The sequence below is a fragment of the Rheinheimera sp. 1928-s genome, from assembly GCF_029269265.1.
Lineage (GTDB): Bacteria > Pseudomonadota > Gammaproteobacteria > Enterobacterales > Alteromonadaceae > Pararheinheimera.
The window spans coordinates 881,219-897,901 of sequence record NZ_JARIXP010000001.1 but is presented as its reverse complement, the minus strand read 5'-3'; the positions used below and the strand labels follow the sequence as shown (position 1 = coordinate 897,901).

Sequence of the window (16,683 nt, the reverse complement as noted above, 5' to 3'; positions counted from 1 at the left end):
TCTGTTGCTTAGTTGGTCGCCCAGGCACGATCGCCTTTTTTATACGGCAGATTGCCATCGTAACGGCCCGGCACTGCGACATAACGTAGTACTTCGGTTGCACCCACTTTGGAGGTGAAAAACACCATCAGACTCAGCTGTTTAAGCAAGGTAAAATAATGCGGTAGCGGGCCGCCAGCAGCTTGTTTAGCATCCTGATCCAGCTTTGACAGCAATTCATGTTTCTGCGGTGCAGTCAGCTGCATAAAGTCTTTGCCAAATTGTTTTTTGGCCAGGGCTTTAATGGTTTTTAAGCCTTCAAAAAATACCGTCTGGTATTTCAGCTCATAACAATCTGTCACCATGACGGCCATCACAGCGCCACAGCCGGCATCTTTTGCGCCTGGAGTGCTGGTTTTTGGCAAAATGGTTTCAGCAATTTCGTCTAAAAAGGCAATATCAGACTGAGTAAAAAGTGCTTTGCCAGCATCGGCTGATTTCAGGTCGGCAGCCCATAAATCCCCACCCACCATAGCCACACCGGTAGCGGCCGCAATCATTTTTAATAAATCACGTCTGTCCATGTTACAGGTCTCCTTTTTTCAGCGCGTCCACTGCATAAGCAGCAGCACGGGCAGTCAGCGCCATATAGGTTAAAGACGGATTGACACAAGAGGCTGACGTCATAGCCGCACCATCTGTGATAAAGACGTTGGGTGCATCCCAAACCTGGTTAAAGCCATTCAGTACCGAGGTTTTAGGATCACGGCCCATACGGGCAGTGCCCATTTCATGAATACCTTTACCCGGATGGCATTCTTCATTAAAACCCTGAACGTTTTTAGCGCCGCCAGCGAACAGTATATCGATACCATCCTGCATCATATCCTTACGCATTTTGATTTCGTTGGCTTTGAGCTCAGCATCCATCGCCAGAACTGGCAGACCCCATTTGTCTTTGACAGTGCGGTCTAACGAAATTTTATTGCTGTGATCCGGTAAAATCTCACCAAAGCCACTCATACCAATAGTCCATGGGCCTGGTTCTGCCAACGCATTTTTCAGATCGGCACCTATACCCATCTCAGCAATGTTTCTCTGCCAGCCCTGACGACTGGCCGCGCCCTGATAACCAAAACCACGTAAATAATCACGTTTATCGCCGCCCCAGTTACGGAAGCGCGGAATATAAAAACCTGTTGGACGACGGCCAAAATAGTATTTGTCGTCAAAACCTTCTACTTCACCAAAAGCACCGGCATTTAAATGGTGATCCATCACGTTGTGACCCAACTCACCGCTGCTGCTGCCCAAACCGCCTTGCCAGATATCTGTAGCTGAATTCATCAGCACCCAGGTGGAGTTGAAAGCTGAAGCATTCAGAAACACAATTTTGCTGGTAAATTCGTAGGTCTGCATGGTTTCGCTATCCAGCACTTCCACACCACGGGCGCGTTTTTTGTCTTTGTCATACAGCACTTGCGTGACAATAGAAAAAGGCCGTACTGTTAAATTGCCGGTTTTCATCGCCACAGGCAAAGTAGAAGACTGAGTACTGAAATAAGCGCCAAAAGGACAACCTAACCAACATTTATTGCGATACTGGCAATTCACGCGGTTTTGCTCAGGTTTAGGCTGAGAAATGTTGGCAGAACGGCCACAGATCAAATGACGAGTACCACCAAAAGATTTTTTCAGGCGAGCAGCAACTGATTGCTCTACCACGTTCAGTGGAAAAGCAGGTAAAAACTGACCATCTGGTAATACATCCAGACCATCTCTGTTACCTGAAATACCGGCAAAACGCTCTACATAGTCATACCATGGCGCTATGTCGGCGTAGCGTATAGGCCAGTCCACTGCTATGCCTTCTTTTAAGTTGGCTTCAAAATCGGCTTCGTTTAAACGGTAACTCTGACGGCCCCACAATAAAGAACGACCACCCATATGGTAACCACGGAACCAGTCAAAGCGTTTTTTCTCGACATAAGGCGAGTCCTGATCATTAACCCACATGCCATAGGTGCTTTCATTCAGCGGGTAATCCCGCTTTAACACCGGATGCATTTCCTTCATTTTTTCTGTCGGTCTGTCGCGGTGTGGAAAGTCCCAGGCTTCTTTAAAGGCATTGGTGTAGCCTTTAATATGTTCAATGTCACGACCACGTTCTAATAAGAGAACTTTCAGGCCTTTTTCGGTCAGCTCTTTGGCAGCCCAGCCACCGCTGATGCCGGAACCTACCACTATGGCGTCGTAATGATTCTGCGCAACTGTCATCTGTTGTTGTCCCCTGTTGGGCGGCACCTTATACCCTTTCAGTTCAACATCTAGGGTATAGGTCCTGTTTTCATTTTTTATAGCTAAGCAGTCAGGCTGCTTAGTCCCGGTTTATACGTCACAAATACGAATAGCCTGAGCCAATGACTGCGCCCGGCCTTCTTTAGTTTTTGGTGTTGGTACAAATTCCTGCGCCAGATAGCCAGTAAAGCCTGTATCACGAATAGCTTTGGCTATAGCGACATAGTTCAGCTCCTGCGAGTCATCAATTTCATGGCGGCCCGGCACGCCTGCAGTGTGATAGTGGCCAAAATACTGATGGTTATTTTTAATGGTGCGGATAATGTCACCTTCCATAATCTGCATATGGTAGATGTCGTATAAAAGCTTAAAGTTTTGTGAGTTCAGTCGCTTACAAAGCTCAATGGCCCAGGCTGAACCATCGGCCAGATAATCAGGGTGGTCGATTTTGCTGTTAAACAGCTCCATTTGCAGCACCACGCCACGTTTTTCTGCCTGAGGTAAAATCTGTTTTAAGCCTTTCACTGCGTTTTGTAAGGCTGTTTCTCTGTCCATGCCACGGGCATTGCCGCTAAAACAAATCAGGTTTTTATAACCAGCCTCTGCTACTAAATCTATGTGTTTTAAGTAGCGTTTTATCAGCTCTGGATGAAACTTCGGATCCGACCAGCCATCCTCCAGGTTCAGCTCAGCGCCATTGCACATCGAGCTGTCCACGCCATGTTTTTTTAAGATTGGCCAGTCTTCCGGACCTATTAAATCTATCGCCGTAAAACCTAAAGACTTCACCAGCAGACAAAGCTCTTCGATGGATAAATCACCGTAAGTCCAGCGACTAACCGAATGACGGATATTGCCTTTCAGGGCACCGCCAGTCACAGGTGTCGCCAATACAGAGCTACTGAACACCAAACCAGAACCCAGTACCGAAGCGCCAAGCGCCCCGGCTGCCAGCTGTTTTAACAATTCACGACGGGGCAAAGTACGGCTCATGGCTGTTTATCCTCTGTTTGTTGCAGTGGTTCGTTTTTGAAGATCAACGCAAACAGCACCAGCACTACAGCGGCAAAACCTGCCGGGAACAACCAGATAGAAGTCCAGTCTGTTGCTTCAGCGCTGCTGTAGGCTTGAGTAATTTGGCCTGCAACGCTAAAGCCAATCAGCATACCCACACCATAAGTCGCCAGTGTGATCAGGCCCTGAGCAGCACTGCGAATTTTTGCGCCCGCTTTGCTGTTGGTATAAATCTGACCTGAGACAAAAAAGAAGTCATAGCAAATACCGTGCAGCGCTATACCAATCACCAGTAACCATAAGCCCTGCCCTGCATCACCATAAGCAAACAACATATAACGTAATACCCAGGCAGCCATGCCAATTAATAAAGTCCAGCGAATGCCAAAACGATTCAGAAACAGCGGCAATGCCAGCATAAATAACACTTCAGACACCTGGCCTAAGGTCATTTTTCCTGTGGCATTTTCCACGCCTATACCGGTCAGGAAAGGGTTGGCATTCTGGTAATAAAAGGCCAGCGGAATACAAATCAGCACTGATGCTAAGAAGAACAAGGCGAAGTTACGATCTTTTAATAAGGCCAAGGCATCCAGTCCCAGTAACTCACCTAGTTTCAGTTGCTGACCACGACCAGCAGGTGGCGTCGCTGGTAAGGTAAAACTGTATAAACCTAAAGCTAACGAAGCCACTGCACACATCAGGAAAGTGTTTTTCAGTGCGCCATCTGCTATCGCCTGCTGAGCATCCCAGCCAAAAGCGTAACTAATCACTAAACCTGCAGCTATCCAGCCAATAGTGCCCCACACGCGGATTTGACCAAACTCCAGTTCTGGTTGTTTTAACTGGCCAAAAGACACAGAGTTCACCAGCGCCAACGTTGGCATATAAGCCAGCATGTAACCTAAAACCAGCGGATAAAAGGTTGTAAAATCGGCGGCCTGATACATAAAGTACAGTAAAACAGCACCGGCTAAATGCAGCACACCCAATAAACGCTCAGCGTTAAAAAAACGGTCGGCTATCAAGCCGACTATAAAGGGCGCAATAATGGCGCCCCAGGACTGAGTAGAAAACGCCATACCGGTTTGCGGGCCAGTGGCCTGCAGGTTCTGGCTTAAAAAAGTACCTAAAGTGACAAACCAGCCACCCCAGATAAAAAACTGTAAAAACATCATGCTGCATAAGCGTATTTTTATGCTGTTCATTATCTTTGTCTTCCCCGTTATGTAAGTGCTGCGCTTGTTATTTTTTTATGCGATTACGGCTTTAAACCCAAAATCCGACGATTACGCGCCTCGTCTGTTTTTGCTCCGGCAAAGTCATCAAAGGCTCTGCCCGCTTTTTCAATCAGGTGAGACGCGATAAATGGAGCCCCTTCGCGTGCGCCCTGGGTTGAATCTTTTAAACAACATTCCCATTCCAGCACAGCCCAACCGTCGAAACCATATTGGGTTAACTTGCTGAAAATACTTTTAAAATCTACCTGGCCGTCACCTAAAGAACGGAAGCGCCCTGGTCTGTTGACCCAATCCTGATAGCCACCATACACACCGCTGCGACCATTAGGGCGGAACTCAGCATCTTTGACATGGTACATTTTGATTCTGCTGTGATAGCGGTCGATAAAATCTAAATAATCCAGCTGTTGCAGCACGAAGTGGCTTGGGTCAAACAGAATATTGGCGCGCGGATGGTTGTTGGTGGCATCTAAAAACAGCTCAAAGGTAGCACCATCATGTAAATCTTCGCCCGGGTGAATTTCGTAACAGACGTCCACTCCTGCTTCGTCAAACGCATCCAGAATGGGCAACCAGCGTTTAGCCAGTTCAGCAAAACCCTGTTCCACCAAACCCGCAGGACGTTGTGGCCATGGGTAAACTAAATGCCAGAGCAAAGCGCCGGAAAACGTAGCATGAGCTTTTAAGCCTAAATTCTGACTGGCTTTAGCGGCCAGTTTTAGTTGCTTCACAGCCCATTCGGTGCGTTCTGCAGGTTTACCGCGCAACGCTTCTGGTGCGAAGTTATCAAACAACTCGTCATAAGCCGGATGCACAGCCACAAGCTGGCCCTGCAAATGAGTCGACAGTTCAGTGATTTCAACACCTGCTGCGCGGCATTGAGCCTGAATATCGTCACAATAGGCCTGACTGCTGGCTGCTAATTCCAAATCAAAAAAGGCCGGATTATTAGTCGGCACCTGAATGCCTTTGTAGCCTAAATCTGCCGCCCATTTTGCCATACTAACCACATGGTTAAACGGCGCTTCGTCGCCCATAAACTGAGCCAAAAATATGGCCGGACCTTTCATCTTATTCATTCGTATTCCTTGGGCCAGCACTCTGGCAAATCAAAAACTGAACTCTGCTTAGTGAGTGAAAAGCTGCCTAGTCGATGACAGGTAAAGACAGCCATTTTTCATTGCTGTTCTGACTTCTGCTGACAGTTTCAATAAAAGCCATACCACGCATACCGGCCTTAATACCTGGTACACCAGTTGGAGTTCCTTTTTCACCAGCGCGAATAGCAGCAGCAAAATCACGGTACAAATTACCCATAGCTTCCAGGTAACCTTCCGGATGACCTGCAGGTAAACGACAGCGGCGTGAAGCTTCTGCGCCTAAACCCGCCTGACCAGCTCCGGCACGCAATACCTGCACAGGCGCACCGTGAGGTTTAATGATCAGCGTATTAGGTTCCATTTGCTGCCATTCCAGCCCGCCTTTATCACCATAAATACGGATTTTCAGTGCGTTTTCTTCACCGGCACAAATTTGGCTGGCCAGCAGCACACCACTGGCACCGCCATCAGTGCGGAATAAAGCTGCACCATCATCATCCAGACGACGGCCTGGTACATGGCTTTTGAGTTCGGCACAAAGTTCGGTGATATGCTGGCCACTGATAAACTCCGCCATACCAAAAGCATGAGTACCAATATCGGCCATACAACCACTGGCACCGGCCTGAGCCGGATCAGTACGCCAGCTCGCTTGTTTGTTCTGACTGCTTTCTAAATCTTCGGTCAGCCAGCCTTGTGGATATTCGACAAAAATTTTACGGATAGTGCCTAAAGTACCGTTTTGCACCAGCTCTTTGGCTTGCCACACCATAGGATAACCAAGGTAAGTGTGTGCCAAACCATAGAGGCTGTTGCCGGAAATTAAATCCACCGCCAGTTGCTGAGTTTCAGCCAGCGTGACACCAGCTGGTTTTTCACAAAACACATGAAAACCCGCGGCTACAGCGGCACGGCTGATGGGCACATGCAATTGATTCGGCGTGACTATCACCAACAACTGCATGCGTTCAGTTTCCGGCAACGCCGCTTCCTGCTTCAGTAATTGTTGCCAGTCGCTGTAAAGGCGGTCTGGACTGATACACAGCTCTTCACCTGTACGTTGGTTATTAGCGGCATCCCGGCTAAAAGCGCCACATACCAGTTCAATCTGGCCATCTAAAGCCGCTGCATGGCGGTGCACAGCACCAATAAAGGCGCCTTCTCCGCCTCCTACCATACCCATACGGATTTTTTGCTTGCCTGGGGCTTTCATGGTTTTTCCTTGTGGTTTACAGGACCTGATGTAATCAGACTGTAGATCAAAAATCGAAGCTGTAAAAAATGTAACGGATTACATTTTGTGTCGTCAATAGAAAATCCGTTATTTGTCGCAAATCATGCACTTTAATTAGACAAAAGCAGAAAAACACCGCACCAAATAAGAGCATTTGCACTAAATTAGCGAACAGCATTTGTCAAAATCGTCTTCACTTTTGCAAAAAAGTGATTTATAAATGAAATCGGTTACATCAACAATCCTATAAAAAGTCAGTCGTTGAAGTTTCGCAGGCTAAACAGATGCACAGTATTGAATATCCAGATAAAATCCGGAGCAAACCCATAAGATGAAAGGTATTCATGTCCACTATTCGTGATGTAGCACAACAAGCCGGTGTCTCTGTCGCCACAGTATCCAGAGCCTTGCAACAGCCTGATTTGGTGTCATTAAAAACCCGCACCAAAGTGCTGACAGCTGTCAAACTGCTGGGTTATAAGCCAAACCTGATGGCAGTAAAGTTTCGCTCAGGCAAAACCCGTAATCTGGTGGTATTGGTGCCTACTGTTGCCAACGTATTTTTTGCCCGGGTGATCAGCGGTATGCAGCAGGCTGCCCACGATAAAGGGTATTCCTTGTTGTTATGCAATACGCTTGCTGACGAGGAGATGGAACAAAGTTATGCCCGTATGGTGCATACCTCACAAGCGGACGGCTTAATTCAACTTCGGGCTTATAATCCTTTTGCTCAGCTGGAAATGAAAACCGGCACTGTATTGCCTATGGTCAATGCCTGTGAAGTGCTGGACCGTATCGCCTGCCCTACTGTGTTATTGGATAACAGAGCTGCAGCCTGTGCTATGACGGAACATTTACTGCAACTGGGGCACAAACGTATAGCCATGATCAAAGGCCCACCACGCAGCCCGCTGACCCGTGACAGGGTAGCGGGTTATCGGGATGCTTTAGATGCAGCTGGTGTCGCTTTTGATGAAAGCCTGCTTTATCCAGGCGACTTTACTTTGCAATCCGGCCATAAAGCTGCCACTGAACTACTGAACTTACCCAATCCACCTACGGCCATGTTTTGTGAAAACGATGAAATGGCAATAGGGGCTATACAAGGCATTAAGCAAAAAGGTTTTGCAGTCCCTGGTGATATCTCTGTGGCAGGTTTTGATGATATTTCTTTTGCTGCCTTTGCTGATCCGCCACTGACCACCATAGCTCAGCCCGCAGAAGAATTTGGCAGTACAGCAGTTACTTTGTTAATAGATTTACTCGAAGGTCGTTTGGGTAAAGCACCTAAAGTCATTTTACCTTTTGACCTTATTCAACGTGCCAGCACAGGTCCTGCTCCGGCAGGGTTCAGCTGACCTTATCTAACCGGCTGGCTGACGCCACCAGAGCAGGAGCTACACATGCCATACGACCATTCGATCTTCAAACAAAAGCCAGAATTGCTGGATCAGCAAAGACGGAAATTTCTGAAACTCAGTGCATTGAGCCTGGCAGGTTTGAGCCTGGCCTCGTTGCCGCTTTCAGCAGAAACGAAAGTTGCAACTACGCCAGCTAAAGTAGTACCCGGCTTGCAGCTTTATACACTGCGCGATTTGATGTCACAAAGTGTGGCCGATACCTTAAAACTGGTGGCTGGTGTGGGTTATACCCAGGTTGAATTTGCAGGTTATTACGATCAAAGCGCAACTCAGCTGAAGAAGATTATGGACAGCGAAGGCTTGAGCGCTCCCTCAGCTCATGTGCCTTTGGATGTGATGCAAAAAGATCTGGATAAGGTGATTGAGCAAGCCTTAGTAGTGGGTCACAAATATCTGGTACTGCCTTATCTGATGGACACAGACCGCAAAACTATTGACCAATACAAAGCCTTAGCAGCGTTTTTAAACAAAGCGGGCGAGAAAATTCAGGCCGCAGGTATGCAGCTGACTTACCACAATCATGATTTTGAATTCTTTAAACTGTCCGGCGAGGTGCCCTACGAAGTATTGCTCAATGAGACAGATGCCAAACTGGTGCAAATGGAGCTGGATTTATATTGGGTGGTCAAAGCTGGCCTGAACCCTCTGGATTTATTCGCCAGACAACCAGGCCGTTTCCCGCTCTGGCATGTCAAAGACATGGACAAAGCCGGTGGTTTTGCTGATGTAGGCAAAGGCGTGATTGATTTCAAACCTATTTTTGCTAAAGCTAAACAGGCAGGTTTAAAACACGCTTTTGTCGAGCGCGACCAAACCGACAACAGAGTGGAAACCATTCGTCAGGGTTTTAGTGCACTCAGCACGCTTTTAGCCTGATCTGATAAGTTGTAAAAGCAGTCAGTAAAGCCGGGGGCTCCATCCCCGGCCTTTCGTCACTGGTATTTTTCTGCAGCAAACTCCCGCTTAAACATTGATTATTTTATGGACAGACTTGACATCAGTTTAATTCGGAAGTAAAACGATTAAGAGATGAATTAAAAAACTTCATCCAATGATTCAAAAAAGCGACTCTATAGCAAAAAGCTGGCAGTTGCTTTTTTATAAAAAAATAACTTAATCGATTAAGTAACTACCCGACAGGGGGCAAATACAATGTTCAAGCAACAGAAAGTTTCAATTGCAGTACGGCAGGTATTATTCGCATCTTCACTTATTGCAGCTGGCCCTTTGTGGGCACAAAGCACTGCAGCTACAGAAGCTGCAAGCACAGAAAAAGCTGAAACCGAAGCCTTTGAAACCATAGTGGTCACAGGCAGTGTGCCGGGCCGTACCCAGATTGAATCTGCTATTGCGGTCACCAGCGTCGATGCAGAGATGATCAAAGATTTCCAGCCCAGCTCAGAAGCTGAAGTATTCCGCATGATCCCTGGTATTCAGGTGGCTGGTACTGCCGGTCCTGGTGGTAATTCCAATATTGCGGTGCGGGGTTTGCCAGTAGCTACTGGTGGTTCGCCTTTTGTACAAATTCAGGAAGATGGTTTACCTACAGTGCTGTTTGGTGACTTGCAGTTTGGTAATAACGACTACTGGACCCGCTTTGATTCCAGCGTCGACAGGGTTGAAGGGGTGCGTGGTGGTACGGCCGGAACCTTCTCCTCTCAGTCACCAGGTGCCATTATCAACTACATCAGTAATTATGGTGACATAGATGGTGGTTTACTTCGTCTGAATACTGGCGTAGGTCATGACGAGAAAAAAGTTGATTTCCGTTATGGTGGTGCAGCCAGTGACAGTGTGAATTTCCATGTCGGTGGTTATGTGAAACAAGGCAAAGGCCCACTGGACGCGGCTTTTAATGTCAGCGAAAGTGCACAGGTAAAAGCCAACGTCACTAAGTTTTTTGAAGACCAAAGCAGCTATTTCCGAGTACTGGTCAAATTTGCAGATACTCAGGAACCAAATTACACCGGAGCTCCTGCCCTGGCCAACTATGATGGCAACAGCTTCACGGATTTACGCCCCTACCCTGGTTTTGATGGCCGTAATCAATCGAACTACTCTATCCACAATCAGGAGTTTCTGATCGTCAACCGTGACGGTGTAACAGAGCGTGTGGATATGTCAGGCATTACCACAGAGTCGTTTTCACTGGGCAATGAACTGCATTACGAATTTAAAAACGAAATAGTACTGGACAATAAAATGCGCTGGACTGATATGAGCGGTGGTTTCACCTCGCCATTCTTTAATGCAGCCACCACAGCCAGTGTTTTAGGTTCTACCGTCAATGGTGCGGTAGTCGACAGTATTCGTTTTGCTAACGGCCCTAATGCAGGCGAGCTCTACGATTCGGCTTATCTGAACAACAACACCAATGTAAACACCAACATTCGTGATGTCGGCAGTTTTGTCAACGATTTAGCCATCTCTAAAGAATTTGCTATAGGTGATAACACCTTTACCGCCCGGGCTGGTTATTTTTATATGAATCAGAATGTGGCTGCCGACTGGCATACCAACAGAACTTATTCTGAACTCAGCGGCGATAACCCGGCAATGCTGGATTTATTTGATGACGCAGGCAATCAACTGACAGCCAATGGTATTGCAGGCTTTAACGACAACTGGGGCAGTGCCAACGCCCGTGATTACGATTTAGCCTACACAGATACAGCCCCTTATCTGGCGCTGGATTTTGACACTGATCTTTATACGCTGGATGCCAGTGTACGCCGCGATACAGTCGACGCTTCAGGCTGGACAGCAGCGGGCGGTGAAGTATTTAACACTGTGGTTGATGGTGTTGCTATTCCAACCCTGATCTCCAATGGTGCCCGTGAAAACCTGAACTACTCTGTCAGCTACACTTCATGGACAGTTGGTGGCTTGTATAAACTCAACGAAGACACCAGCCTCTTTACCAGAGCTTCCAAAGGTGGCCGTTTTAATGGTGACCGCCAGACTGTCAGCGGCAAAATTAATGCCGATGGTTCGCTGAATCAGCAAGGGTTAACTTCAGCCGTCGACTTTGTCAATCAGTACGAGCTGGGTGTAAAACGCCGCGGTGAAGTGATGGATGGCTATTACACTTTTGAGCTGACTTTACTTAAAGGTGACTTTAAACAAAGCACCTATGAGTTGTCTGCAACCCGTTGTGGTGGTGTGGCAGGTGGTTGTGTTATTGACGCTGAATACAAATCTCAGGGTGCTGAAATTCTAGGTACAGTGCGGATTGGCGATTTCTCACTGGTGGGTAATGCCACTTATTCGGATGCAGAAAAACTGTCGGCAGGCGCAACCAATTGGACCCGGGCTGACGGTATTCCTGATTTAATTTATACCTTATCCTCCAACTATCATATTAATGATCAGTGGGTGACGGGTTTAAATATCACAGGCCAGACAACAGCTATTGACGGTGCCGGTAACGAATATCCTGATAACTACACTTTAGGGGGCAGCATCAGATACAGCCCTACTGATAATCTGGAATTTGGCTTTCAGGTGTACAACCTGACAGACGAGTTTGATATTCGTGGTAATGGCGCATTGGCAGACGCGTCAGTGAGTCCGACTGTTATTTCAGGTAATCCTGTGATTGGCCGAACAGCCACAGCTTCAGTGACTGTCACTTTCTAAGTTGTAGTTAAGACAACACTGAAAAAAAGCTGGCAAAGTAAGTTTTACTCTGCCAGCTTTTTCAGTTTACTGCTTTAACTTGCTTCAAGGACACTGCATGACCAGAGTTCAACTGGCACAACAGCATCTGCAACAAGGCAGGGCCGATCTGGCCTTACCGCTGCTGCGTCAGCATCTGGAGCTGGTGCCGGACGATTTTATCGCCTGGAAATTAGCTGGTTTTGCCTGGCATGAAGAACAATATGAAGCAGAAGCAGTGCATGCCTTTAGTCAGGCCGCAGCTCTGCAACCATCCGATGCCTCAACCCTGATGGCGTTGGCGCAAAGCCGCTTCTTTGCAGGTTACTCTGCTGTCGATCATTTTTATCAGCTCACCACTCTGACTCCGGGTGATTTACATGCCTACCGTGGCTTAGCTTTGGCGTTGGCCGCTGATGGTGAACAGCAACTGGCAGAGCAACTTTTAATACAAAATCTGGCGGCTCATCCGCTGTGGCTGGATGGTCATAAATTACTAAGCAGTATGCGTTTTACATCAGGTGATGCGGGCCATTTTACTGACAGTTATCAACAAGCCTGCACGCAACAACCTCAAAACCTGACACTCTGGCTGGACTGGTTTCGCTGTTATGCTCAGCTCAAACAATGGCAAAAGTGTGAGCAGATTTTAGGGTTAGCCGAACAGCATTGTGGTCAGCAATTGCAACTAACCTTAGCCAGGCTTTTTGTCGCAGCCGAATCAGGCGACAGCATAAAAGCGGCCTTGTTATTTGCAGAAACAAGTCAGGTACAAGATCCGCTGCGGGCTATGGCGTTAACCCGATTTCAGCTGCGCCATGGCGATGTGCAAGCTGCAGAGCAAAGTGCCCTGCCCTGGCTTGAAACTGCATCAGCCACTGTGTTCTGGCCTTATATCTCTTTGATTTGGCGCTTGTTGGGTGCTCAATCAGGTGAGCAAAAAGCCAAGTGGCTGGACACCGAACCTATGTTTGTGAAAGCCTTTGATTTGCAGTTAAGCGCTACTGAATTAACTGTGTTGTGCTCTGTGTTGCGCTCCTTACATAAAGCCAAAGCGCCTTTTGCCCAGCAATCCGTGCGTGGTGGAACCCAAACTGATCAAAATATTCTACTGCGCCATGAACAACCGCTGCAGCTGCTAAAACAAAAGCTAAAAGCCGCAGTAAAAAGCTACGTAGAGCAACTGCCAGACACAGTAGCTACACATCCTTTGTTAGGACGAACACGCGATCGGGCTTTACAAGGCCGCAGTCGTTTTAGCGGCAGCTGGTCCACTTTATTAAAAACTCAGGGCTTTAATGTCAGCCACACCCATCCATCCGGCTGGATCAGTGCAGCTTTGCACCTTGAGATCCCAGCCGCAGAACAGCTGGGGCAAGCACCTGCTGGCTGGCTGCAATTTGGCGCGCCACCAACTGAGCTTCAGCTGCCATTAGACCCTCAACTGCAGCACCAACCACAAGCTGGTACTCTGGTGTTATTTCCGTCGATCTTATGGCATAACACAGTACCTTTTGAGTCGGGTGAACGTTTAACTCTGGCCTTTGATATTGAACCTCAGCCTTTTATTAGCGGAGAGCCCGGATGAGCTATTCTGAAAACAACAGCATAAAAAAAATAGTGATAGTGGGCGGAGGCACAGCAGGCTGGATGACAGCTGCTGCCTTAAGTAATGCATTACAACAAGGCTGCCAGATCACGCTGATTGAATCTGAGCAAATAGGCACAGTAGGAGTGGGCGAAGCCACTATTCCGCCCATTCGCTTATTCAACCAAAGCCTGGGCATAAACGAAAACGACTTTATCCGCGCCACTCAGGGCTCTTTTAAATTAGGCATTCAGTTCATCAACTGGGGGCGGCAAAACTATAGTTATTTCCACCCTTTTGGCAGTTATGGCCGCCAGTTTGATTTGGTCAGCCTGCATCATCATTGGTTACAGGCAAAGGGTGAGGGTAAAGCCGAAGCTTTTGATCAGTATTCTATGGCCTGGGTGGCAGCACAGCAGGGCCGTTTCGCCCCCCCAGTCACAGATCCTCGCCATGTATTATCTACCCATGATTATGCCTATCATTTTGATGCTGGCCTTTATGCCCGCTATCTACGCCAGTACTCCGAAGCCAAAGGCGTGCTGCGTATCGAAGGTAAAATCAGTGCGGTAAAACAACACTCTGTTTCAGGTTTTATTGAAGCAGTGCAGTTGGATAACGGTCAGTTGGTGGAAGGTGAGCTGTTTATCGATTGCTCCGGCTTTCGGGGTTTATTGATTGAAGACACATTAAAAACCGGTTATCAGGACTGGTCACACTGGCTGCCATGCAACAGAGCATGGGCAGTACCCAGTGAACGTGGCGACTTTACCCCATACACCAAATCCACAGCTCATGCGGCTGGCTGGCAATGGCGTATTCCGCTGCAACATCGCACCGGCAATGGCCATGTATTCAGTAACCACTTTATGAGTGAGCAGCAAGCTCAGGATATTCTGCTGCAAAACCTCGGAGCCAAGGCCTTAGCTGAACCCCGAATGCTGCAGTTTGTTACAGGACGACGCAACTTGTTCTGGACTAAAAACGTGGTGGCCATAGGCCTTGCCAGTGGCTTTTTAGAACCGCTGGAATCTACCAGTATTCATTTAATTCAGGCCGGTATAGCCAAGCTGTTAGCGCTGTTTCCAGATAAAGATTTTGACCCTTTGTTGACAGAGGAATACAACAGAGTAGCTATTCGCGAAATAGAAAATATCCGCGACTTTATTATTCTGCATTACAAGCTGACAGAGCGGGATGACAGCGAATTATGGCGTTACTGTGCCGCCATGCCAGTGCCAGACTCACTACATTACCGGATAGAGCAATTTAAACGTCAGGGCCGTTTAATTCCGGGTGAAATGGATTTATTTGGCAACACCAGTTGGTTGGCCGTGCATATAGGCCAGTTTAATACCCCACAAAAAACCGATGCGGTGCTGGCGTATCGCAGCATTGAAGGTGCAGAGCGCTTAGCTAAACTCAGTCAGGCGATGCAGGCTGCGGCTTTATCTTTACCGACTCACCAGCAGTATATAGACCAATACTGTAAAGCCGCCCCGCTCTAAGCTAAAACAACAAAGGCAGCCAAGGCTGCCTTTGTTTTGTGCAAAGCCCTTACACCTTAATCATGCCCAAGCGCTAATCGTCTGGCAGCAGGTTGCACAAAATGGTTCCACCACAGCCCCAGCATTAACAGCAAAGCAAAACCTGTCGCCAGATAAAAACCATAACGTACATCACCCATCGCATCACCAACCAGCCCCATCAGCAAAGGCCCTAAAGCTGCAGCCAAGGCGGTAAAAGCCAGAATTAAACCTGCAGCTGCGCCGTGCTGCTGACGTGGAAAACAGCTGATGCCTTTGGAGTTTAACGTAGGGTACATCATCGACATAAAAAGCCCTGACAGCGGCATCAGCCATAAAGCAGCAGCGACGCCAAAATACATACTCAGCGCAAAACAGATAAAAATAGCGCTGCCAAACCAGGCTAATAAAGCTGTCCAGTTAAAACGCAGCAGCAACCACTCGGCCAAAAAACGACCCGCTGTGCGCAGAATAAAAAACACTGTAATGGCGTGGGCGGCCAGCACAGTGAAGTTGCCATCGTAACTTTGTAACAAGGTAGGCAACCAAACAAAAATGGCGACTTCGGTGGCCACATAACAAGCTATAGCCAGCGAAAACCCCAGCGCATGTTTATCTTTCACCAAGGCCAGACTTTGCCAAATTGAACTTTGTTGTTGTGGCTGATAAGCCGGGTAATCCAGTCGTAACGCCATCACCAATAACAGGGCACAAATAAGCCCTGCCAACAGATAAAGCTGAGTCCAATCCAAGGAGGCCGCAATTAATAAGCCAACCAAAGCAGGGCCAAATATCGCACCTAAACCAAAAAAACCTTCGACTCTGTTCATCAGTCTGGTGTGGCTGTTGGCATCAGGACTCACATCGCCCACTAAAGCCAAAGCGCCGGTTTTAAATAAACCTATGCTTAAACCACTGACACCCAACAGCAGCAGATAATACAAAAAGCTTTCGCCAAAAATAAAAGCCACACAAGCTATAGCGTAAAGCGCTAAACCGGCAAGGATCACCTTTTTCCGGCCAAAGCGATCGGCATAACGGCCCAAAAACAAACCGGATAAACCAATAAACAACATAGGCACATAATGAAAAGCTGCGGCTTCGGTCAGGCTTAACTGAAACTGCGCGACGACTTGCGGAATAATGACGCCCACTGCATCTGTGGTCATAGCGAAGACAAAAAACATCAGGCAAGTCATCCACTTCACCTGCGTAAAAGCACTGGGCGAAAGCGGTGCTGTGGATGAAGGTGGCGAACTCGCATTTAAAGTTTGAACTTGTTGCATGGGTCTACCCTGTCATAACGCATTCGATTTTATCGATGCTGATTTTTATCAGGAAATACCGCCCCAATCAGCTTAATGCTGAGTGTAGTCGGCTTCCATGGTACCCGGCACGCTTTACCCTCCCCAGGGCTCAATGACAACGTCATCTGGCATGTCAGATTATTACTTTTTATTTATGCTTTAAAACTACAACTTAATCGTTTAAGTGGCAATATAAAAATTCAACTATGGCGTAAATTTATTTCAACAGGGGTTGGTGCATGGTCGTGCTAAGCAGGTGTAATCAAACCAGCCCGTTAGTGACACACAAGCCCCTGAGATAGCTGTTTTGCTCTGTTT

Annotated in this window: 12 protein-coding genes; 5 read left to right on the top strand and 7 right to left on the bottom strand. The window is 47.6% G+C overall.

What is annotated here, in order from left to right:
- Positions 1-8: 8 nt before the first annotated feature.
- The 6 genes from P3C17_RS03970 to P3C17_RS03945 form a co-directional block, all read right to left on the bottom strand.
- Positions 9-563, bottom strand: a complete 555-nt coding sequence (locus P3C17_RS03970) for a gluconate 2-dehydrogenase subunit 3 family protein (RefSeq protein ID WP_300928209.1) — start codon at positions 561-563, stop codon at positions 9-11.
- Between the two features lies 1 nt (position 564).
- Positions 565-2,256 (bottom strand): GMC family oxidoreductase, encoded by a 1,692-nt coding sequence (locus tag P3C17_RS03965; RefSeq protein WP_300928208.1) that lies wholly within the window; start codon positions 2,254-2,256, stop codon positions 565-567.
- 111 nt (positions 2,257-2,367) lie between these two features.
- Positions 2,368-3,270, bottom strand: coding sequence for a TIM barrel protein (locus tag P3C17_RS03960; protein WP_300928207.1), 903 nt, complete (start codon positions 3,268-3,270; stop codon positions 2,368-2,370).
- The gene (locus P3C17_RS03955; RefSeq protein WP_300928206.1) at positions 3,267-4,499 is read right to left on the bottom strand and encodes a nucleoside permease; all 1,233 of its coding nucleotides are present in this window, start codon (positions 4,497-4,499) and stop codon (positions 3,267-3,269) included. Before P3C17_RS03955 ends, P3C17_RS03960 begins: the two co-directional genes overlap by 4 nt.
- A gap of 53 nt (positions 4,500-4,552) precedes the next feature.
- On the bottom strand, positions 4,553-5,611 hold the full coding sequence (locus tag P3C17_RS03950) for a sugar phosphate isomerase/epimerase (RefSeq protein WP_233079178.1): 1,059 nt from the start codon (positions 5,609-5,611) through the stop codon (positions 4,553-4,555).
- A gap of 67 nt (positions 5,612-5,678) precedes the next feature.
- Positions 5,679-6,845: a Gfo/Idh/MocA family oxidoreductase gene (locus P3C17_RS03945; protein WP_300928205.1), complete on the bottom strand. Its 1,167-nt coding sequence runs from the start codon at positions 6,843-6,845 to the stop codon at positions 5,679-5,681.
- Positions 6,846-7,210: 365 nt separating this feature from the next.
- On the opposite strand from P3C17_RS03945, the gene P3C17_RS03940 reads away from it, so the two are divergent.
- The 5 genes from P3C17_RS03940 (at position 7,211) to P3C17_RS03920 (ending at position 15,040) form a co-directional block, all read left to right on the top strand.
- Positions 7,211-8,224: a LacI family DNA-binding transcriptional regulator gene (locus P3C17_RS03940; RefSeq protein WP_300928204.1), complete on the top strand. Its 1,014-nt coding sequence runs from the start codon at positions 7,211-7,213 to the stop codon at positions 8,222-8,224.
- Positions 8,225-8,269: 45 nt separating this feature from the next.
- On the top strand, positions 8,270-9,163 hold the full coding sequence (locus P3C17_RS03935) for a sugar phosphate isomerase/epimerase (RefSeq protein WP_300928203.1): 894 nt from the start codon (positions 8,270-8,272) through the stop codon (positions 9,161-9,163).
- A 276-nt stretch (positions 9,164-9,439) separates the two neighbouring features.
- Complete coding sequence (locus P3C17_RS03930) at positions 9,440-11,926, top strand: TonB-dependent receptor (protein WP_300928202.1); 2,487 nt, start codon at positions 9,440-9,442, stop codon at positions 11,924-11,926.
- 97 nt (positions 11,927-12,023) lie between these two features.
- On the top strand, positions 12,024-13,532 hold the full coding sequence (locus P3C17_RS03925; RefSeq protein WP_300928201.1) for a putative 2OG-Fe(II) oxygenase: 1,509 nt from the start codon (positions 12,024-12,026) through the stop codon (positions 13,530-13,532).
- A complete protein-coding gene (locus tag P3C17_RS03920; protein ID WP_300928200.1) occupies positions 13,529-15,040 on the top strand; it encodes a tryptophan halogenase family protein in 1,512 nt (503 codons plus the stop codon). Before P3C17_RS03925 ends, P3C17_RS03920 begins: the two co-directional genes overlap by 4 nt.
- 56 nt (positions 15,041-15,096) lie before the next feature.
- Here the strand turns inward: P3C17_RS03920 and P3C17_RS03915 are convergent, their stop codons facing one another.
- Positions 15,097-16,344 carry an MFS transporter gene (locus P3C17_RS03915; RefSeq protein WP_300928199.1) on the bottom strand — a complete coding sequence of 416 codons (1,248 nt, stop codon included), beginning with the start codon at positions 16,342-16,344 and terminating at the stop codon, positions 15,097-15,099.
- Positions 16,345-16,683: the final 339 nt, after the last annotated feature.

Excerpts from the sequence above, each read along its gene's own strand:
- P3C17_RS03970 (WP_300928209.1), bottom strand. The coding sequence starts at position 563 with ATGGACAGACGTGATTTATTAAAAATGATTGCGGCCGCTACCGGTGTG.
- P3C17_RS03965 (WP_300928208.1), bottom strand. The coding sequence starts at position 2,256 with ATGACAGTTGCGCAGAATCATTACGACGCCATAGTGGTAGGTTCCGGC.
- P3C17_RS03960 (WP_300928207.1), bottom strand. The coding sequence starts at position 3,270 with ATGAGCCGTACTTTGCCCCGTCGTGAATTGTTAAAACAGCTGGCAGCC.
- P3C17_RS03955 (WP_300928206.1), bottom strand. The coding sequence starts at position 4,499 with ATGAACAGCATAAAAATACGCTTATGCAGCATGATGTTTTTACAGTTT.
- P3C17_RS03950 (WP_233079178.1), bottom strand. The coding sequence starts at position 5,611 with ATGAATAAGATGAAAGGTCCGGCCATATTTTTGGCTCAGTTTATGGGC.
- P3C17_RS03945 (WP_300928205.1), bottom strand. The coding sequence starts at position 6,845 with ATGAAAGCCCCAGGCAAGCAAAAAATCCGTATGGGTATGGTAGGAGGC.
- P3C17_RS03940 (WP_300928204.1), top strand. The coding sequence starts at position 7,211 with ATGTCCACTATTCGTGATGTAGCACAACAAGCCGGTGTCTCTGTCGCC.
- P3C17_RS03935 (WP_300928203.1), top strand. The coding sequence starts at position 8,270 with ATGCCATACGACCATTCGATCTTCAAACAAAAGCCAGAATTGCTGGAT.
- P3C17_RS03930 (WP_300928202.1), top strand. The coding sequence starts at position 9,440 with ATGTTCAAGCAACAGAAAGTTTCAATTGCAGTACGGCAGGTATTATTC.
- P3C17_RS03925 (WP_300928201.1), top strand. The coding sequence starts at position 12,024 with ATGACCAGAGTTCAACTGGCACAACAGCATCTGCAACAAGGCAGGGCC.
- P3C17_RS03920 (WP_300928200.1), top strand. The coding sequence starts at position 13,529 with ATGAGCTATTCTGAAAACAACAGCATAAAAAAAATAGTGATAGTGGGC.
- P3C17_RS03915 (WP_300928199.1), bottom strand. The coding sequence starts at position 16,344 with ATGCAACAAGTTCAAACTTTAAATGCGAGTTCGCCACCTTCATCCACA.